Consider the following 16,826-nt stretch of genomic DNA (forward strand, 5'->3'; position numbering starts at 1 on the left):
TGTATTCATTCTTACCGAATACTCTGCAGTAATTCTTGCCAAAAACTCTGCAGTACTAATTGCCAAAAACTCTGCATTATTATTTACCGTTCACAAAGTCTTGCGCAAATGTTAAAGTGATAGCAAATAAAAAGCTCAGACCTGTTAAAATTAATTTTTTCATAGCATTTAAAATTTTAGTGTATATCTATTATTATTTTGTTGTCCCTTTAATAACAGTCAAAACCCAAAAAATATTGCACGAGTGTATCCTTTTTGTTACAATTTAACAAGTTTTAACGGATTTATATCGTAATCAATAAAAGGAAACAGGTCTGGGAGGTAAAAAAGAATGAAATACAGCAGTTATTCCGAATCAGGAAGTCAGAATTTTAGGATCTAGCTAAGTAATTTTCTATAAAATGATCAAAAGTATGCTGTTGCTTATCCACCGTTTGTAGATGAATAGGAATATAGAATAAAGGCAGTTTCTCAAACAATAGCGTATCTACACGTTGCATATCTTTTTCGGTCGTAAGGATAATGGCGTTCTCATTATTCAGCTTCTGATAAGCTTGTATGATTTTTTCAAAATCCGCATGCGTATAGTTGTGATGATCGGCAAATTGATGTAAATGCACAACATTCCCTTTGTCAAGTAAATATTTAAGCAAAGGACTCGGATTGGCAATTCCACAAAAAAGCACGATTTCTTTATTCTCCAGTTCGTATGGATACGTAATATTATTTACGTCACGGGGTTGGTCGTAATCAATTGTCGTGTAGAATATGGGAGAGATACTATGTTTGCGAATAATATGCTCGATATGCGCTTTGTTTTTGTCCGAAATATCTGCTGGGCATTTGGTGATAATAATCAAATCAGCGCGTCTGGTAGAGCTTAATACATCGCGAAAATCTCCTGTAGGCAGCGTAAGGATTGGCTTAAATAAAGACGGGTAATCAAATAATAAAATATAAAGCCCTGCCTTCAGCTTTCGATGCTGAAAAGCGTCATCAAGAATCACTAAGTCATGGTGGGGCTCCAGTTGTTGGATCCCTTTGCAGCGATCTTCGGACACCGCAACCGTAATATCCGGAAATTTGCGTTTGAACTGTAAGGGCTCATCTCCTACTTCTAACGCTGTAGATGTCGTTTCTACCCATCGGAACCCCTTGGTCTTACGTCCATACCCACGACTCAGCGTACTGACCTTATAACGTTCTTTGAGCAAACGAATAAGGTACTCTGTCATGGGGCTCTTGCCTGTGCCGCCTATCGCTAAGTTACCGATGACAATGGTGGGTATAGAGAAAGATTTGCTTTTTAATATTTGTTTATCATACAATAGATTCCTGCCCCATATAATAAGGTGATAAATGAGGCTAAAGGGTAAAAGAATCCATCGCAGAATAAGAATCATTTTTTCATGATTTTAATACCAACATCGCTGACATCTAATAAAGGGTTGACGCGCATATTTTGTTCAATACGAAATAAATATTTTCCTGTATCAGGGAAAGAAAAATCTTGCTTGGCCAATTGTTGGATTTGGTATAGCGAGCCTGATGATTTTCCGACCCACTTGCCATCGAGTTCAGCTAATTTGATTTCGTGTCTGTAAGCGGTGTCGGGCAGTCCCTTACCATTTGTATGGAGCAGGAGATAGATGTTGGAGTAATCGTATTTGTTGCTATGTCTCAAATTAATGAAAACATCGTATTTCGCATTTTTGTCGTCGATATGCACTTCAAAAGTGGGTATTTGGCTATATTCCCACGATCTATTATTGATGGGCTTATTTTCTTCAAAATAAGCCTCATTAGAACAAGCGGTAGATAAACAAGATACCAGAAAGACGGCTAAATACTTTTTCATATTAAAAAATATAGGTGGTGAAATTATTCACCACCATTTTGTTTATTATTATTCGGTTTATTACGATTACGATTATTGAATCTTCGCCTTTTCTTCGGATCAACGGATTTTGTGGCACCGTCACCCGTAGTGTTGGCTTCCGAAGCGGGTTTTACCTGCTCTTTCACCGCATTTTGAGGATTTTCCGGTCTTCCTGTTCTTTGTGGAGCAGGTTTTTCATTTTCAGCCTTATTGACCGTTGTGCCCGTCTTGCTCTTCGGTTTTTTCTTCTTACGTTTTCTATTCTTGTCGTCCAAGCGTGTCAAACTATCTTGACCGACCACATTCTCGTAATCCAAAATTACCGGTTTAACGACTTCTACCTTCTCGGTTGTCTGTCCTAATGACTCGGGCTTCTCACCTTTTTTGTTTAACTCAGCCAGCTCTTTGACTTTGTGAATAGGTAAAGGAATCCAGCTTTCTGCACCCGGGAACGAAAACCACATTGTCTTTTTGAAAATGTCAGTTTTTTGCAAATAGGCAACACCACTTCTGGTTTCTATACGATCGACATCATTTGGAATATCCTTTAAGGCATCCATATAACTGTCCAATTCGTAATTCAGACAACATTTTAACTTACCACATTGACCGGCAAGTTTTAATGTGTTTAAAGACAAATTTTGATAACGCGCAGCCGACGTAGAAACGGTCTTGAAATCTGTCAACCAAGTCGAACAACATAATTCGCGACCGCAAGAACCAATACCACCTAAGCGACTAGCTTCTTGACGCATCCCGATTTGACGCATCTCAATACGTATGCGAAACGCTTCCGCCATTTTCTTAATCAGCTCACGGAAATCGACACGGCCTTCTGCTGTATAGTAGAATGTAGCTTTTGTTTTGTCTCCTTGGTAATCTACATCGGAAATTTTCATAGAAAGACCCAAATCCAGCGCTAACTTACGCGCGCGGTGCATCGTTTCCCATTCCAATTCTTTGGCTGCATTATACTTCGCGACATCAGCTTCATTCGCTTTTCTGTAGATTTTCTTTTCTACAGTCTCCGGATTTACATTGTTTTTCTTCAATTGAAGACGAACTAATTCACCCGTCAATGATACGTGTCCAATATCATATCCGCCAGTAGAGGGTTCTACGGCGACCATTTCGCCCATTTCAAGATAAATATTGTCCGTATTGACAAAGAAATCTTTACGAGAACCTTTGAATCGAACTTCTACTATATTGAAGGGTTTATAATTTGATGGCAAATCCATATCGGAAAGCCAGTCATACACATCTAATTTATTACATCCGCTGGTCATGCAGGTGCCGTTATTATTACAGCCTGCTGGTACTGTCCCTAATTTGGTGCTAGTACCGCATCCACCACCGGACGAGCAACTGCCACATCCCATATTTTTCTTTCTATATATATTGAGTCCCTTTAGGGAACGTTTGATATTTGAACAATAAAACTAATTGCAAAGATAAATCTAAAAATAATATTTTAGGATTACCATTTCTTTCAATGCCATAATGTGCTTTTTCTAACAAAATAATGGCTTCAGTCAATTGTTCAAACTGATATAACTCACTAAATCTGTCGACAAATTTTAATTCCGCCTCTTTCAAAAAAACTAAGCTGCGCAAGCCCTGCTGAATCAATATGATTTGTCTAAACATATTGATTGCATAAAGTAAGAAACTTTTTTGATTTTCTCTCCCTAGTTTCGAAAGAATATCCTCACTCTGGTTCAAAATATTGTACCCATTGTCAGTCACCACGTTCCGCATCCACTCCACAAAAGTAGCAAAATTACTATTTTGCTCTTGGGCGGATAGTAGATTCAGGGCTTCCTGCACATTGCCATCTGCTATAAAAGCAATTTCATTGGCCACCGTTGCATCCACCTGTTGATGAGCGACTAAATAATTTTTCATCTCCTCGTGGCCGATTTTATTAATCTTAATTAATTGCGTTCGTGAAATGATTGTATTTAGAATCTTCTCTTGATTTTCGGCTACCAGAATGAACAGGGTCTTTGCAGGTGGTTCCTCAATCAGCTTTAGAAGCGCATTACCCTCTTTATCTAAATATTCGGGAAGCCACATGATCAACACTTTGTATTCTGCTTCAAAAGCTTTCAAGCTCAGTTTTTTCAGAATATCGTGTACCTCTTTGATGGGAATATTCGCCTGCTTATTTCCCGAGTCCAATTGCTCTCGCCAATGGTTAAACCCGAGATATGGATTGTTGCTTATAGCTTTTCGCCAATCTTGTACCACATCCACCGCAACAGAAATGTCTTTGGAAGTATAATAGGGATAGGAGAAATGTAGATCGGGATGAATCAGCTTTTGATATTTATGGCAGGAGCTGCACGCTCCACAGCTATCATCGGGCTGCTTATTCTCGCAATTGACATATTGTGCATACGCTATTGCCAGCGCCAGCGAACCAGAACCTTCAGGACCCAAAAATAGCTGCGCATGACTCACCCGGTTGTTTTTAACCGAATTGAGCAAGTGCTTTTTGACCTCCTGGTGTCCAATTATGTCTCTAAACTGCATAAATATTTAATCACAAATGTAGCAAAATTAAAATAGTATAAATAATGTCGCTATAAGAGGGTGGGATTGGTAAAATAAATTTAATTTGCGTAATATTGCATATAAGTAAATTATCGCAAAAAAGCATGAGATTCATTGTATCCACTTCAGTCTTATTAAAACAACTTCAAGCCATCAGTGGTGCATCAAGCAGCAGCACTGTGCTTCCTATTTTGGAAAACTTCCTGTTTGAAATCAAAGACAATATGCTAACTATATCAGCTACCGACTTGCAAACAAGTATGGTAACTTCCTTGCCAATAGAAGCAAAAGAAGAAGGTAGAGTAGCTATGCCGTCCAAAATCTTGATTGATACACTAAAAACTCTTCCGGATCAGCCGGTGGCTTTTTCAGTAGACACCAAGACCTTGGCCATAGAGATTAGCGCGGGTGACGGTAAATATAAACTGAGTGGCGAGAATGCAGATGATTTTCCTAAAATTCCGGTTGTAGACAATGTATCAACCGTTAAATTGGCTTCTTCTATTTTATCAGAAGCGATAAATAAGACGATATTTGCGGTGAGCAATGATGAATTGCGCCCAGCGATGTCGGGTGTGTTGGTACAATTAAATGAACAAAATATCACTTTTGTATCTACAGATGCACACCGTTTAGTAAGATACCGCCGTACAGATGTAGGAGCAGAAAAATCGGCTTCAATCATTCTTCCCAAAAAAGCGTTGACTTTACTTAAATCTTCTTTGCCATCTGATGATACTATCGTGTCAATTGAATACAACAATACAAATGCATTCTTCCATTTCGGAAGCATTAATTTGATTTGTCGATTGGTAGATGAGCGTTACCCAGATTACGAAGCGGTAATTCCTCAAGTGAATCCTAATAAACTGACTGTAGACCGTTCATTATTTTTGAATATTCTACGTCGTGTGGTAATCTTTGCTAATAAAACTACGCATCAAGTACGTCTTAAAATTAACGGTTCGGAGCTTAATATTTCCGCTGAAGATTTAGACTTTTCGAATGAAGCGCACGAAAGACTAAGTTGTCAGTTTGAAGGTGATGACATGGAAATCGGCTTCAACGCGAAGTTTTTGGTAGAAATGCTGAATAACTTGAATTGCGAAGAAGTAGTTTTAGAAATGAGCAGTCCAAATCGTGCCGGTCTATTGGTCCCCGCTGTCAAAGCAGACAATGAAGACATCCTGATGTTGGTGATGCCGGTGATGTTGAATAATTACAATTAATAGTAGGACGTTTTGGATATTATCTATTCTTTAATAGACTTTATACTTCATATTGACGATCACCTGATCGAGATAGTGAATGATTATAAATATTGGACTTACTTAATTTTGTTTCTTATCATTTTTGTGGAAACAGGTGTGGTGGTCATGCCCTTCCTGCCTGGCGATTCATTATTGTTTGCTGCAGGGATGTTGGCTGCTCAGCCCAATGAGCTGAATGTGTGGTTGATGATTGTCATTTTGTTGGTGGCAGCAATTACAGGAGATTCATTGAATTATTCGATAGGCAAAAACTTTGGGATGCGTATCACGAAGTTTAAGCTATTTGGTAAGCAAATGGTCACAGACGCACAGATTGAAAAGACACACTCTTTTTATGAAAAGTACGGTAGCAAAACGATTGTAATAGCCCGTTTTGTGCCCATTGTGCGTACACTTGCACCATTTGTAGGCGGTATAGGTAGAATGAACTACGGTACATTTATCACCTATAATGTCGTAGGTGCTATTCTTTGGGTGGTAGGAATTACATTGGCTGGATATTTCTTAGGCAATATACCATTGATCAGAGACAACTTTTCCAAAGTGGTATTGATTATCATATTCTTATCGATTCTACCCATCATATTCGAAGTAGTGAAAGAAAAATTTTTCAATAAGAAGGAAGCCTAAAAAGCTTCCTTTTTTGTTTCTATATACATGGAAGTTATTAGTACGCTAGTTGATTTTATATTGCATATTGATAAGCATTTGGTTTGTATTGTAAATGATTACCAATATTGGACGTATTTGATTCTTTTCATCATTATTTTTGCAGAGACGGGTCTGGTCGTTACCCCATTTCTTCCGGGAGATTCGGTGCTATTTGCCATGGGAGCGCTCATTGCGAAGCCTGAAACAGATTTGAATATAATGGTAATGCTAACGCTTTTAATAGTAGCCGCTATTTTGGGTGATTTTGTCAATTATGAAATTGGAAAGCATTTTGGGCTCCGTGTATTTAAAGAAGATTCTAAAATATTTAAACCCCAATATCTGCAAAAGACAGAGGCATTCTATGCCAAATATGGTGGAAAAACAATCATTTATGCGCGTTTCGTTCCTATTGTACGCACATTTGCCCCATTTGTAGCAGGAATCAGTAAAATGTCCTGCCCACACTTCGGGAAGTACAATATGGTGGGCGGTATACTTTGGGTTTCGTTATTTTTGTTTGCTGGATATTTCTTCGGTCAAATAGAATTTATCCAAAAGAACTTTTCTATTGTCGTCCTCGCTATTATCCTTATTTCCATAATCCCTCCTATTCTTGAAGTTATAAAACAGAGAAAAAGGTAATCACATATGGCATTCTTTAAATAATTTACTTTTAATTCTAGATTTCCTACCTTTGCATATGATAAAATCAATGACAGGATATGGTGTAGGAACATTTGAGAATGAAAATGTCAAATACACTGTCGAAATTAAATCACTTAATTCGAAGTTTTTGGAATTAAGCATACGTCTTCCAAAGATCGTATCCGACAAAGAGTTGACTTTGCGCGGGGAGTGTACCAAACTTATCGAGCGCGGAAAAGTCAATGTTTTGATTTCATCAGAATATACCGACCATACAGCCAAAGCTTCATCTATAAATGCTGAATTATTAAAAAAATATTTCGAGCAACTCAAACAGATAGCTGCTGAGCTTGGCGATAACACTACCTCTTTATTCAGTCTTGCACTTAACATGCCTGAAGTGATTTCATCCAATGACGATGAAATTGATGAAGAAGAAGGCAAAGTGTTGATGAAAGCTTTTCACAATGCAGTAGATAAATTCAATACATTTCGTGCGGATGAAGGAAATATCCTGAAAGGTGATCTGGAGAAGCGTGTAATGTTTATTTTGGATTATCTGACAGAAGTGGAAAGTGTAGAAGGAGATCGAATTCCATTGATTCGTGAGCGTCTGAATCAATATATGGAATCGGCTGTAGGTAAAGAAAATATAGATAAAAATAGATTTGAACAAGAAATCGTTTTCTATATCGACAAGCTTGACATTACAGAAGAAAAGGTAAGGTTACGAAGCCACTGTAATTATTTCATTGAGGCGCTTAATTCAGCCGATTCTAACGGTAAGAAATTGGGTTTTATCTCTCAGGAAATGGGCCGCGAAATCAACACGTTGGGTTCGAAAGCGAATAATGCCGATATACAGCAGATCGTCGTACGCATGAAAGAAGAGTTAGAGAAAATTAAAGAACAACTATTAAACGTACTATAATAACATGAGCGGAAAGCTAATCATCTTTTCGGCACCTTCAGGCGCTGGTAAAACAACCATTGTAAGACATTTACTAAGCAAGTACAGCGATAAGTTTGAGTTCTCGATCTCAGCAAGCACGCGTGAGCCTCGTGGAGAAGAAGTGCATGGTAAAGATTATTATTTTATATCGAAAGAGGAATTTTTGCACCGCGTAGCGAAACAAGAGTTTATCGAATTCGAGGAGGTATATTCAGGTACGTATTACGGCACTTTGCGTTCGGAAGTAGAGCGCATCTGGGCTTTGGGCAAGCATGTTATTTTTGATATCGACGTGGTGGGTGGATTACGTCTTCGCTCCAAATTTCCGGATCAAGCATTAGCCATTTTTGTGAATCCGCCATCTTTGGAGGTGTTGAAGCAACGCCTCGCGGGCAGAGGCACTGACTCGGAAGAAAAATTGCAGGAACGCTATGCCAAGGCCGAACATGAGTTGAGTTTTGCTGATAAATTTGATTTCATTCTCAACAACTTTGAGTTAGAAACTGCGAAAGCAGAAGCAGAACAGTTGGTTTTAGATTTCCTTTCTAATAATGGCAAATAAAAAAATTGGTTTATTTTTTGGCTCGTTTAATCCCATTCACGTTGGGCACTTAATCATTGCCAATTATATGGCTAATTTTACAGAATTAGATGAAGTTTGGTTTGTCGTATCTCCCCAAAATCCTTTCAAAGAGAAGAAATCGTTGGTAAATATGTACGATCGTCTAGAGATGGTCAACCTGGCTATTGAAGGAGCGGACAAATTACGCGCCAGCGACATCGAATTTACCTTGCCACAACCGTCCTACACGATCGATACGCTGACCTATCTGCAGGAAAAACACCCAAAGAAGGAATTTGTGCTGATAATGGGTGAGGACAATCTGCAGAGTCTTCGCAAGTGGAAGAATGCGGATATTATTCTCCGTGATTATAAAATCATCGTCTACCCTCGACCGGGCTATGATGCCGTCGAAATGAAAGAGCATCCTTCGGTACAGATGACTGATACACCGGTGATGGAATTGTCGTCTACATTTTTGCGTCAAGCAATCAAAGAAAATAAAAGTATAAAATTCTATACGCCAGACAAAGTAGCTGAGTTTATAGATAAGAAGGGTCTGTACTTATAAAAAAACAAAATCTAAATCGATTTGTTGTACTACTAAATAATAAAGGAGGTAATACACATGGATAAATTAGATTTAAAAGGAAAATGGAACGAATTGAAAGGTAAAGTAAAGCAAGAATATGCTGAACTTACAGATGACGATTTGAAATATGAAGAAGGCAAAGATGACGAGTTATTAGGTCGCCTTCAGCAAAAATTAGGTAAAGCCAGAGAAGAAGTCGTAGACTGGTTGAAAGGCTTAGGCTAATCGAAAAATATTTAAACAATAAAACCCTCCAATTTTGGAGGGTTTTATTGTTTAAAATCTATTCAGAATAACCAGGATTCTGTTTTAATAAATTATTTTTATTCAATTCATCTCTATGCAGAGGTCTGAAGTATAAATTATTGTTCCAAGATCTATTCTCTTGAGAATTATCAACTACGGGGGTATACGTATAGTCATATACAGTCGGGTCATGACGATAAGGTGCTGTCATTGTCTTACCAGGCTTGAATTTGCCTGTTATTTTGATATACGTCACTTTACGTCCTACAGTCTCCGCAGCAATTAACCATCTTCGCACATCGTGGTAACGATGCTCCTCATAAGCCATCTCAATTCTACGTTCATGTCTATAGATATCTCTTAATTGATTTTGATCGGTAGTAGTAATCGCAGGCATACCCGCTCTGAATCTAATTTTGTTCAACCAATCTCTAGCTACAGTTGTCTCACCTAATTCAATACTAGCTTCTACATAATTTAATATGGCTTCTGTATACCTAAAGAAAGGCCAAGGAACTAGTTGGAAATTATTCGCGTCGACAATATTTGGATCTGGGTCAATAAACTTATGATAATAATAACCGGTCCAGCTACCATTCCAACTTTCTACACTTCCACCTCTAGTATCAATTCCTGGAATAGTTTTGACAGTACCACCGTCCAGAATATCGTATGTACCGGTTTGTATCTGATTAGCCGGGTCAATATTTCCAGAAATCTTCTCTCTAGGTTTCCAGCCCGCACCATCATATAATATTGTAGCATAAAATCTAGGATCTCTATTTTTATATGGTTCAGCTTTGTGTGCAGCATTGTTCCAACTAAATGATGAGCCATCAATCATTTGATAATCATCTACAAGAAGTCCGATCGGGGTATTACCTGCCCAATTTTTGTAACCATTAGGCCCGTTATGAAGACCATGCGTATAATTCGCATCAGCAATAAAGTATTTCGCATAAATTAATTCCGAAGCGGCAGATGGGTCTATGCCCGGTGCTTTACTTCCAGCACCCATCGCTATACTTTTATAGTTGTTTTGACCCTCTGCTGCACTTACAGGTGCCGCTAAATTCAACTTATATCCTGATGAGGCATCCATCACTTCCTTAGCGGCAGCTTGGGCGGCTCTATAGCGCTCTTGTTGATTGCCTGAGGTATACGCTAGAATCGGCATCATTTCATCACTTATGGTGCTTACCTTTGCTTTTAATTTAGTAGAAACGTGTTGATCACTGGCTGCGTACAGCAAAACCCTTGACTTTAAAGCTAGTGCGGCTAAAGCTGTTGCACGGCCTTTATCCATGCTTTTTCCGTTCAAGAAACGATGCGCTTCTTCACAATCTTTGACAATAAAATTGACACATTCCTCGTAAGTGTTTCTGGCAATGTTCATATCGTCAGTGATTGTATATACTTTATCTACTAGAGGGACACCTCCATAATAACGTAAAAGTTGCTGATAATAATATGCTCTCAAAAAGTGTACTTGACCCAGCATTTTCTCTTTCAAATCTTGATCAGTTATTTTATTATCTTCACTATTCAATTGTTGCATAGCGACATTACAAAATCTGATGTATATATACATCCTTCCCCATGCCCATGTGCCATGTACCCATCCCAGGGAGGTTGGGTTTGAAGCTCCACTATTTACGATATCAATACCCCTTCCTGGGTGTGTAAACATAGCCTCATCGGAGACTGATGCTAACATTTGCTCGTTAAAACCTCCTTGCTCAAAACCATTGTAGATATCATTGATATATGCTTGTGCCGTTAATGCATCGTTCCATACCACATCAGCAGACAACTGATTGGGTGGCGAAACATTCATAAAGTCCGTACTGCATGATTGTATAGACATCGCGGACAAAGCGATTATAACTATTTTTGTCGTTTTAAGAGTTAATTTAGAAGTTGCATATAGCTGTTTTCTCTGAGTATTAAACCTTCTAAATATTTGGCTCAATGTTTCTTTTTTCATCTTTAATAAATTTACCGGTTAAATATTAGAGAGTTGCTTTCAAACCGAAGTTGATAACTTTCGCTTGCGGGTAATATTGACCACTCGTGTTAGTTGATTCTGGATCCCAGATCTTAATTTTGTCAACTGTAAATAGGTTTATACCATTTACATATAATCTTAACCCCTTAACCCCTATTTTGTTAATGATGGCTGGATTTATTGTATAACCGAGCTCAATATTTTTTAACCTTAAATAATTGTTATTTCTTACCCAATAGGTGTTATTAAGCGCTTTGCTACCATCTTGATAATAAGCAGTATTTCTATTACTTAAACGAGGAAATTCGTCGCTTGGATTGTCAATCGTCCAGCGGTTTTGATAAGACCAGTCCAAGTAGTTTCCAATATCTCCAGATTCGGTAATACCAATCATTTGTAATCCACCAGTAGCTCCTTGAATTAATAATGTCAAGTCAAATCCTTTATAGCCTGCATTAAGGTTAAATCCTCCTGTAAATGTTGGTGTACTGTTTTTGTCTAATCGCACCAAGTCATCACCGTTAATCTTGCCATCATTGTTGTAGTCAACGAATTTCATGTCGCCAGGTCTTAAATCGGCCCCTCCTGTCACAGCGCTATAATCTAACGTATTTGCCTCAACTGCCGCCATGTCTTTAAAGACGCCATCATATTGGTACAGTAGCCAAGCGCCCGTCACACGGCCTGTTGCTCGTTGCCATTCTGGAGCGCCAGGTATTTCATCGAAGAATAAGATTTTGTTTTTCGCGTAACCTCCATTGATACCAACTCCAAAGGTGAAGTCATTAATGTTGTTTTGGTAATTTAAGCTAAATTCATAACCCGCATTTTTAACTTTTCCAATATTTTCTGGTGGCAAGTTTGCGGATGGAATTCCTGTACTTTCTGGCACAGAAGCGATTCTTTGTGCCAAAATATTAGATCTTTGATTGTAGAAATAATCGAACGTTAACGAGAATTTGTTATTCATGAATGTCGCATCAAGACCTACGTTGGTGTTATTGGCAACTTCCCAAGTAAAGTTTTCATTGGGCACGTTAGCTTCCCAAAGCGTTTTAACCACTTGATCATTAAATACACCAGAACCAGTATTCATAAGTGTAAAGTATCTAAACTCTTGCAGCGCATCGTTATAATATGCCTCAGCTCCCATTTGACCCCAAGAACCTCTTATTTTTAAGTTGTTAACAAACTCCACATTGTCTCGGAAAAATGCTTCTTTGGATAATACCCACCCTACAGAAACCCCAGGGAAAAACCCAAATCGCTTATTTTCTGGGAAAATATAAGATCCATCTACACGCCATAAGAATTCAGCAAGATATTTTTCTTGGTAATTGTAATTTACACGTCCGAAATAACTTAATCGAGCACGAGAGAATATATCATTTACACCAATTGTTTGTTCTTTATTTTCACCAAAAGATAATTCAGGGATTAATGTAGATAAAAAGTAACGTCTAAAAGCATTAAAACCGCTGCTCTTATCCGTCTCTCTGGTTATACCTGCTAACAGTGAAATGGTATGATCATTATTAATCACTTTATCATAAGTTACCATACCAGTTAGGTTGACACCTAAGCGATTGGCCATAGTTTCGGATAAACGCGCGTCGGTGAACGGGGAGCTGACGGAGCCCATAAGGCTTGGGGTACCATCTTCTAATAGGGTGGTTTTGTCCCAACTGTATAATGTCCAAGGTGTTCGCCAGTTCTTGCCTCTTTTCCAAGATTTATCTAATGCCGCTGAACCCGTTACCTTTAATCCATCTACTCCAGGAACTTTGAAGTCAATTTTACCTGTAGTTTGTAAGTAATCATCAATGGTTTTATTGAATCCTGTTAGATCGGTTGTTGATACTACGGGATTATAGCCATATTCAATGGCAGGACCAGGCTCTCCATTGGGCCAAAATGCCGGTTCATTAGGACGTCCACGCATGAGGAATCTGAAAATATCTCCTGCTCCTACCGTAGGAAAATTTCGCTCTTCTTCTCTTCCAAGTAGGCTAATTGTGGTAGTAAGGTAATCGTTTATTTTACTTTCAATATTTAAGAGTAGATCATATTGATTATAATTTGTGGCGGACTTTTTATAATAGGCATCTTGATTGGTAAAACCGAGGGATGCTAAATAAACCGTGTTCTCTCCTCCTCCATTTATTTGTAAATTATGCCTTTGTTGTGGAGACCAATTCTTAAAAACCTCATCAAACCAGTCGGTATTTGGGTAGCGATACGGATCAGAACCGTCTTTAAATTTTTGTATTTCATCAGGCTTGAATGCCGCATCTATAGTTCCATTCTTGTCGGTGCGGGTATATGTTCCTGTTGTGTTTAGGGCAGTCCATGCGTCATTCCACAATGAGGGGTTTAGATCGCTACCGAATATTCTAAGTTCATTTAATATTTCCGCATACTCGGGAGATCCCGCCATCTTTGGCGTGCGTGTGGGCCGTTGAATACCATAAAAGGCATCGTACGTGAGGTTTGGTTTACCTGATTTTCCTTGTTTTGTGGTAATCAGAATAACACCATTACCCGCTCTCGAGCCGTAGATAGCCGCAGAAGCATCTTTTAGGACAGATACGCTTTCTATATCATTCGGATTTATACGGTCAATCCCACCAGCTCTGCTAGGCACACCATCGATTACGATAAGTGGACTGGAGTTCCCTCCGGCTAATGAGTTTATACCACGAATTCGAATATTAGAACCATCGTATCCAGGTTCTCCACTACTTTGTATTGCCGTTACGCCCGGAAGACGTCCCGCCAAACCATTCGATAAATTAACGGATGAGGATTTAGCTAATTCATCACCTTTTACTGCGGTAACCGCTCCTGATACAACAGATTTTTTTTGCGTACCATAGCCTACAACGACTACTTCCTCAATAGCTTCATTGTCACTGCTTAAGTTAATATCTATGGTCGTACGATTATTAACATTCTCCGTAATGGGCAGCATACCTACCATAGAGAAAACTAACTGTGCACCCGTGGGTACATTCTTTAACTCATACTGACCATTGACATTCGTAGTCGTCGCATTTGTTGTGCCCGCTACTGTTACCGTCACTCCTGCAATGGGTTGGTTGGTTTGTGGATCTCGCACGGTACCTTTTACAGTAAGATTTTGTTGCTCAGAAGTGATGTTTTGCGGTTCAAAAGGTTTTGCAAAGCCATATTGTGTGGTGATGCATAAGCAACATGCTACAGCGCTTGAAATCCATACGAACCTTTTCAATCCTTCACTGGGGTTTAGATTATTGATCATAAGATTGTTTAAATTGATTAATAGTATTAATCGGTCCTTCCTTTATTGGTTACCTATTTATAATTAGGTTAATAAATATATTAAAATATTTTTATTAATTGTCTGCTTAACGTTTATATGAAGATTTTGTTTTTAATAAATTCCTTAACTTTACCCTATGGCAAAAGAAAAACCTACTATTTTGGTCGTGAATGACGACGGTATCACTGCACCAGGCATTAAAGTGCTTTTGGAAGAAATGCAAAAATTGGGAAATGTAGTGGTTGTAGCTCCTGACGCTCCGCAATCGGGTATGGGTCATGCAATTACTATTGGCAAACCGCTCCGTCTGGACAAAATTGACTTGTACGAAGGAGTCGAGATGTATAAATGTTCGGGTACGCCAGTAGACTGTGTGAAATTGGCTGTAGATCGTATTTTCAAGGACAAGAAGCCTGATCTATGCGTGTCTGGGATCAATCATGGACTGAATTATTCGATTAATGTATTGTATTCAGGGACCATGTCTGCTGCGGTCGAAGGTGCAATCGAAGGCATTCCTTCTATAGGTTTTTCGCTGGATGATTTTTCACATAACGCGGATTTTACGCATACAAGACCATATGTATTGAGTATTGCCGAGCAGGTACTCAACAATGGGCTGCCGAAAGGAACATTATTGAACGTTAATTTCCCTCATATAGAAAAGGGTATTGTGGGTATTAAAATTTGCCGACAAGCCAATGGGAATTGGATCGAGGAATTTGAATACAGAGTAGATCCGCACCACCGGGATTATTTTTGGATGACAGGGCGATACGACTGGGTAGATCGTGGAGAAGACACGGATGTGTTCGCTATTAATAACGGCTACGCTTCAGTGGTTCCTACACAATTCGATATGACAGCACACCATGCTATTCCCGAACTGAATTCTTGGTCTTTTGATGTGAAATAGATGAACAAAAATTCTATAATCGCAGGGATAATCGTTGGTGCTATAGCCCCACTATTGGCCTATTTGGTGATGACTTATACCACATTACAACAATCTTATTTCGCGGAAAAACCCATCGCTTTATATGTCCTTGCTGCGGTTGTCAATCTTGTTATTATCCGTTTTGCGTACCGGGGACAAAAAGAGGCTTTGGCCAAAGGCGTGGTTTTGATAACTTTTTTGGCTATGATTGCCTTTGTTGTATTGACTAAATTCAAGATATAGGTATCTATTATTATGAAATTATCATTAGGCTTTTCGCCTTGTCCAAACGATACATTTATTTTCGACGCGCTCATACATCACAAAATAGATACAGAAGGACTGGATTTTGAGGTGGAGTACCACGATGTAGAAACGTTGAATCACAAAGCTTTTAGAGGGGAGCTGGATATCACAAAATTAAGCTATCACGCATTTGCTTATGCAGTAGAAGACTACGAATTGTTAGATTCGGGTTCTGCTTTGGGATTCGGCGTGGGGCCCCTGCTAATTACTAAAAATCCCCTTTTGGCGCAACTATTGTCTTCTTTTGCCGGGCAGGAACTTCCTGCAGAATATCATAACTTAAAAGTTGGAATTCCTGGTCAATATACCACCGCAAATTTCTTGTTGGGATTAGCTTTTCCGCAGTTGAAGAACAAAGAAATTATGGTTTTTTCGGATATTGAGTCCGCCCTATTGAATGGAGATGTTGATTTGGGACTAATTATACACGAAAATCGCTTTACTTATCAGGAAAAAGGCTTGCATAAGGTGGTGGATTTAGGTGAATATTGGGAACAAACGACAGAAAGTCCGATTCCACTAGGGGGGATTGTCATAAGTAGAGACTTAGCTCCTGAAGTGAAAGAGAAAGTAAACCGCTTGATTCGCAAAAGCGTGGAATATGCATTTGCCAATCCTAAATCTGGAATTGACTATATCCGGTCTCACGCACAAGAAATGGAAGAATCGGTCATGTACAAGCACATTGAATTGTATGTAAATCAGTATTCCATAGATTTGGGAGAGGTTGGGAGGAAGGCTATTATGTCCATGTTTGGCAAAGCGCAGGAATTAAATATTGTACCGCATAGCGCAAAAAATATATTTTTGATAGGAAAATCGTAAAAATATATTATAACATTAAAAGTTGTCAATCTGAATAATTAAATTTGCCCGATTAGTGCCAAATTGTCCTGAATATGAATTTGGATTCA

16 protein-coding genes are annotated in these 16,826 nt (G+C 38.7%); 10 read left to right on the plus strand and 6 right to left on the minus strand.

Going from position 1 to position 16,826, the window contains the following annotated elements:
• Positions 1-371: 371 nt before the first annotated feature.
• The 4 genes from lpxK to EDC17_RS10210 are packed head-to-tail and all read right to left on the minus strand — an operon-like array spanning position 372 to position 4,417.
• Positions 372-1,403, minus strand: coding sequence for a tetraacyldisaccharide 4'-kinase (gene lpxK / locus EDC17_RS10195; protein ID WP_132777980.1), 1,032 nt, complete (start codon positions 1,401-1,403; stop codon positions 372-374).
• The gene (locus EDC17_RS10200) at positions 1,400-1,858 is read right to left on the minus strand and encodes a gliding motility lipoprotein GldH (protein ID WP_132777981.1); all 459 of its coding nucleotides are present in this window, start codon (positions 1,856-1,858) and stop codon (positions 1,400-1,402) included. Before EDC17_RS10200 ends, lpxK begins: the two co-directional genes overlap by 4 nt.
• A gap of 23 nt (positions 1,859-1,881) precedes the next feature.
• Positions 1,882-3,261, minus strand: a complete 1,380-nt coding sequence (locus EDC17_RS10205) for a PSP1 domain-containing protein (RefSeq protein ID WP_207895741.1) — start codon at positions 3,259-3,261, stop codon at positions 1,882-1,884.
• Between the two features lie 10 nt (positions 3,262-3,271).
• On the minus strand, positions 3,272-4,417 hold the full coding sequence (locus EDC17_RS10210) for a DNA polymerase III subunit (RefSeq protein ID WP_132777983.1): 1,146 nt from the start codon (positions 4,415-4,417) through the stop codon (positions 3,272-3,274).
• A gap of 125 nt (positions 4,418-4,542) precedes the next feature.
• Between EDC17_RS10210 and dnaN the strand changes: the two genes are divergently transcribed.
• From dnaN to EDC17_RS10245, 7 genes are read left to right on the plus strand one after another with little or no spacing between them, the layout of a single operon-like run.
• Positions 4,543-5,667, plus strand: coding sequence for a DNA polymerase III subunit beta (gene dnaN, locus EDC17_RS10215; protein ID WP_132777984.1), 1,125 nt, complete (start codon positions 4,543-4,545; stop codon positions 5,665-5,667).
• A gap of 12 nt (positions 5,668-5,679) precedes the next feature.
• Complete coding sequence (locus EDC17_RS10220) at positions 5,680-6,339, plus strand: DedA family protein (protein ID WP_132777985.1); 660 nt, start codon at positions 5,680-5,682, stop codon at positions 6,337-6,339.
• A 27-nt stretch (positions 6,340-6,366) separates the two neighbouring features.
• Positions 6,367-7,005, plus strand: coding sequence for a DedA family protein (locus tag EDC17_RS10225; protein ID WP_132777986.1), 639 nt, complete (start codon positions 6,367-6,369; stop codon positions 7,003-7,005).
• A 58-nt stretch (positions 7,006-7,063) separates the two neighbouring features.
• Positions 7,064-7,939, plus strand: coding sequence for a YicC/YloC family endoribonuclease (locus tag EDC17_RS10230; RefSeq protein ID WP_132777987.1), 876 nt, complete (start codon positions 7,064-7,066; stop codon positions 7,937-7,939).
• A gap of 4 nt (positions 7,940-7,943) precedes the next feature.
• Complete coding sequence (gmk, locus tag EDC17_RS10235) at positions 7,944-8,522, plus strand: guanylate kinase (RefSeq protein ID WP_132777988.1); 579 nt, start codon at positions 7,944-7,946, stop codon at positions 8,520-8,522.
• Positions 8,512-9,093, plus strand: a complete 582-nt coding sequence (gene nadD, locus EDC17_RS10240; RefSeq protein ID WP_132777989.1) for a nicotinate (nicotinamide) nucleotide adenylyltransferase — start codon at positions 8,512-8,514, stop codon at positions 9,091-9,093. Before gmk ends, nadD begins: the two co-directional genes overlap by 11 nt.
• A 57-nt stretch (positions 9,094-9,150) precedes the next feature.
• Complete coding sequence (locus tag EDC17_RS10245) at positions 9,151-9,339, plus strand: CsbD family protein (protein ID WP_132777990.1); 189 nt, start codon at positions 9,151-9,153, stop codon at positions 9,337-9,339.
• A 58-nt stretch (positions 9,340-9,397) separates the two neighbouring features.
• Here EDC17_RS10245 and EDC17_RS10250 read toward each other — a convergent pair whose 3' ends face one another.
• A complete protein-coding gene (locus tag EDC17_RS10250) occupies positions 9,398-11,197 on the minus strand; it encodes a RagB/SusD family nutrient uptake outer membrane protein (RefSeq protein ID WP_243646114.1) in 1,800 nt (599 codons plus the stop codon).
• Between the two features lie 175 nt (positions 11,198-11,372).
• Entirely contained in the window at positions 11,373-14,648 is a 3,276-nt protein-coding gene (locus EDC17_RS10255; protein WP_132777992.1) for a SusC/RagA family TonB-linked outer membrane protein, read from the minus strand.
• Positions 14,649-14,805: 157 nt separating this feature from the next.
• Here EDC17_RS10255 and surE point away from each other — a divergent pair, with 157 nt between their 5' ends.
• From surE to EDC17_RS10270, 3 genes are read left to right on the plus strand one after another with little or no spacing between them, the layout of a single operon-like run.
• Entirely contained in the window at positions 14,806-15,585 is a 780-nt protein-coding gene (gene surE, locus EDC17_RS10260; RefSeq protein WP_132777993.1) for a 5'/3'-nucleotidase SurE, read from the plus strand.
• Entirely contained in the window at positions 15,586-15,849 is a 264-nt protein-coding gene (locus EDC17_RS10265; RefSeq protein ID WP_132777994.1) for a hypothetical protein, read from the plus strand. It begins immediately after the preceding gene.
• 12 nt (positions 15,850-15,861) lie between these two features.
• Entirely contained in the window at positions 15,862-16,737 is an 876-nt protein-coding gene (locus EDC17_RS10270) for a menaquinone biosynthesis family protein (protein ID WP_132777995.1), read from the plus strand.
• Positions 16,738-16,826 lie beyond the last annotated feature (89 nt).

The sequence above is a fragment of the Sphingobacterium alimentarium genome (genome assembly GCF_004342685.1).
Classification (GTDB): domain Bacteria; phylum Bacteroidota; class Bacteroidia; order Sphingobacteriales; family Sphingobacteriaceae; genus Sphingobacterium; species Sphingobacterium alimentarium.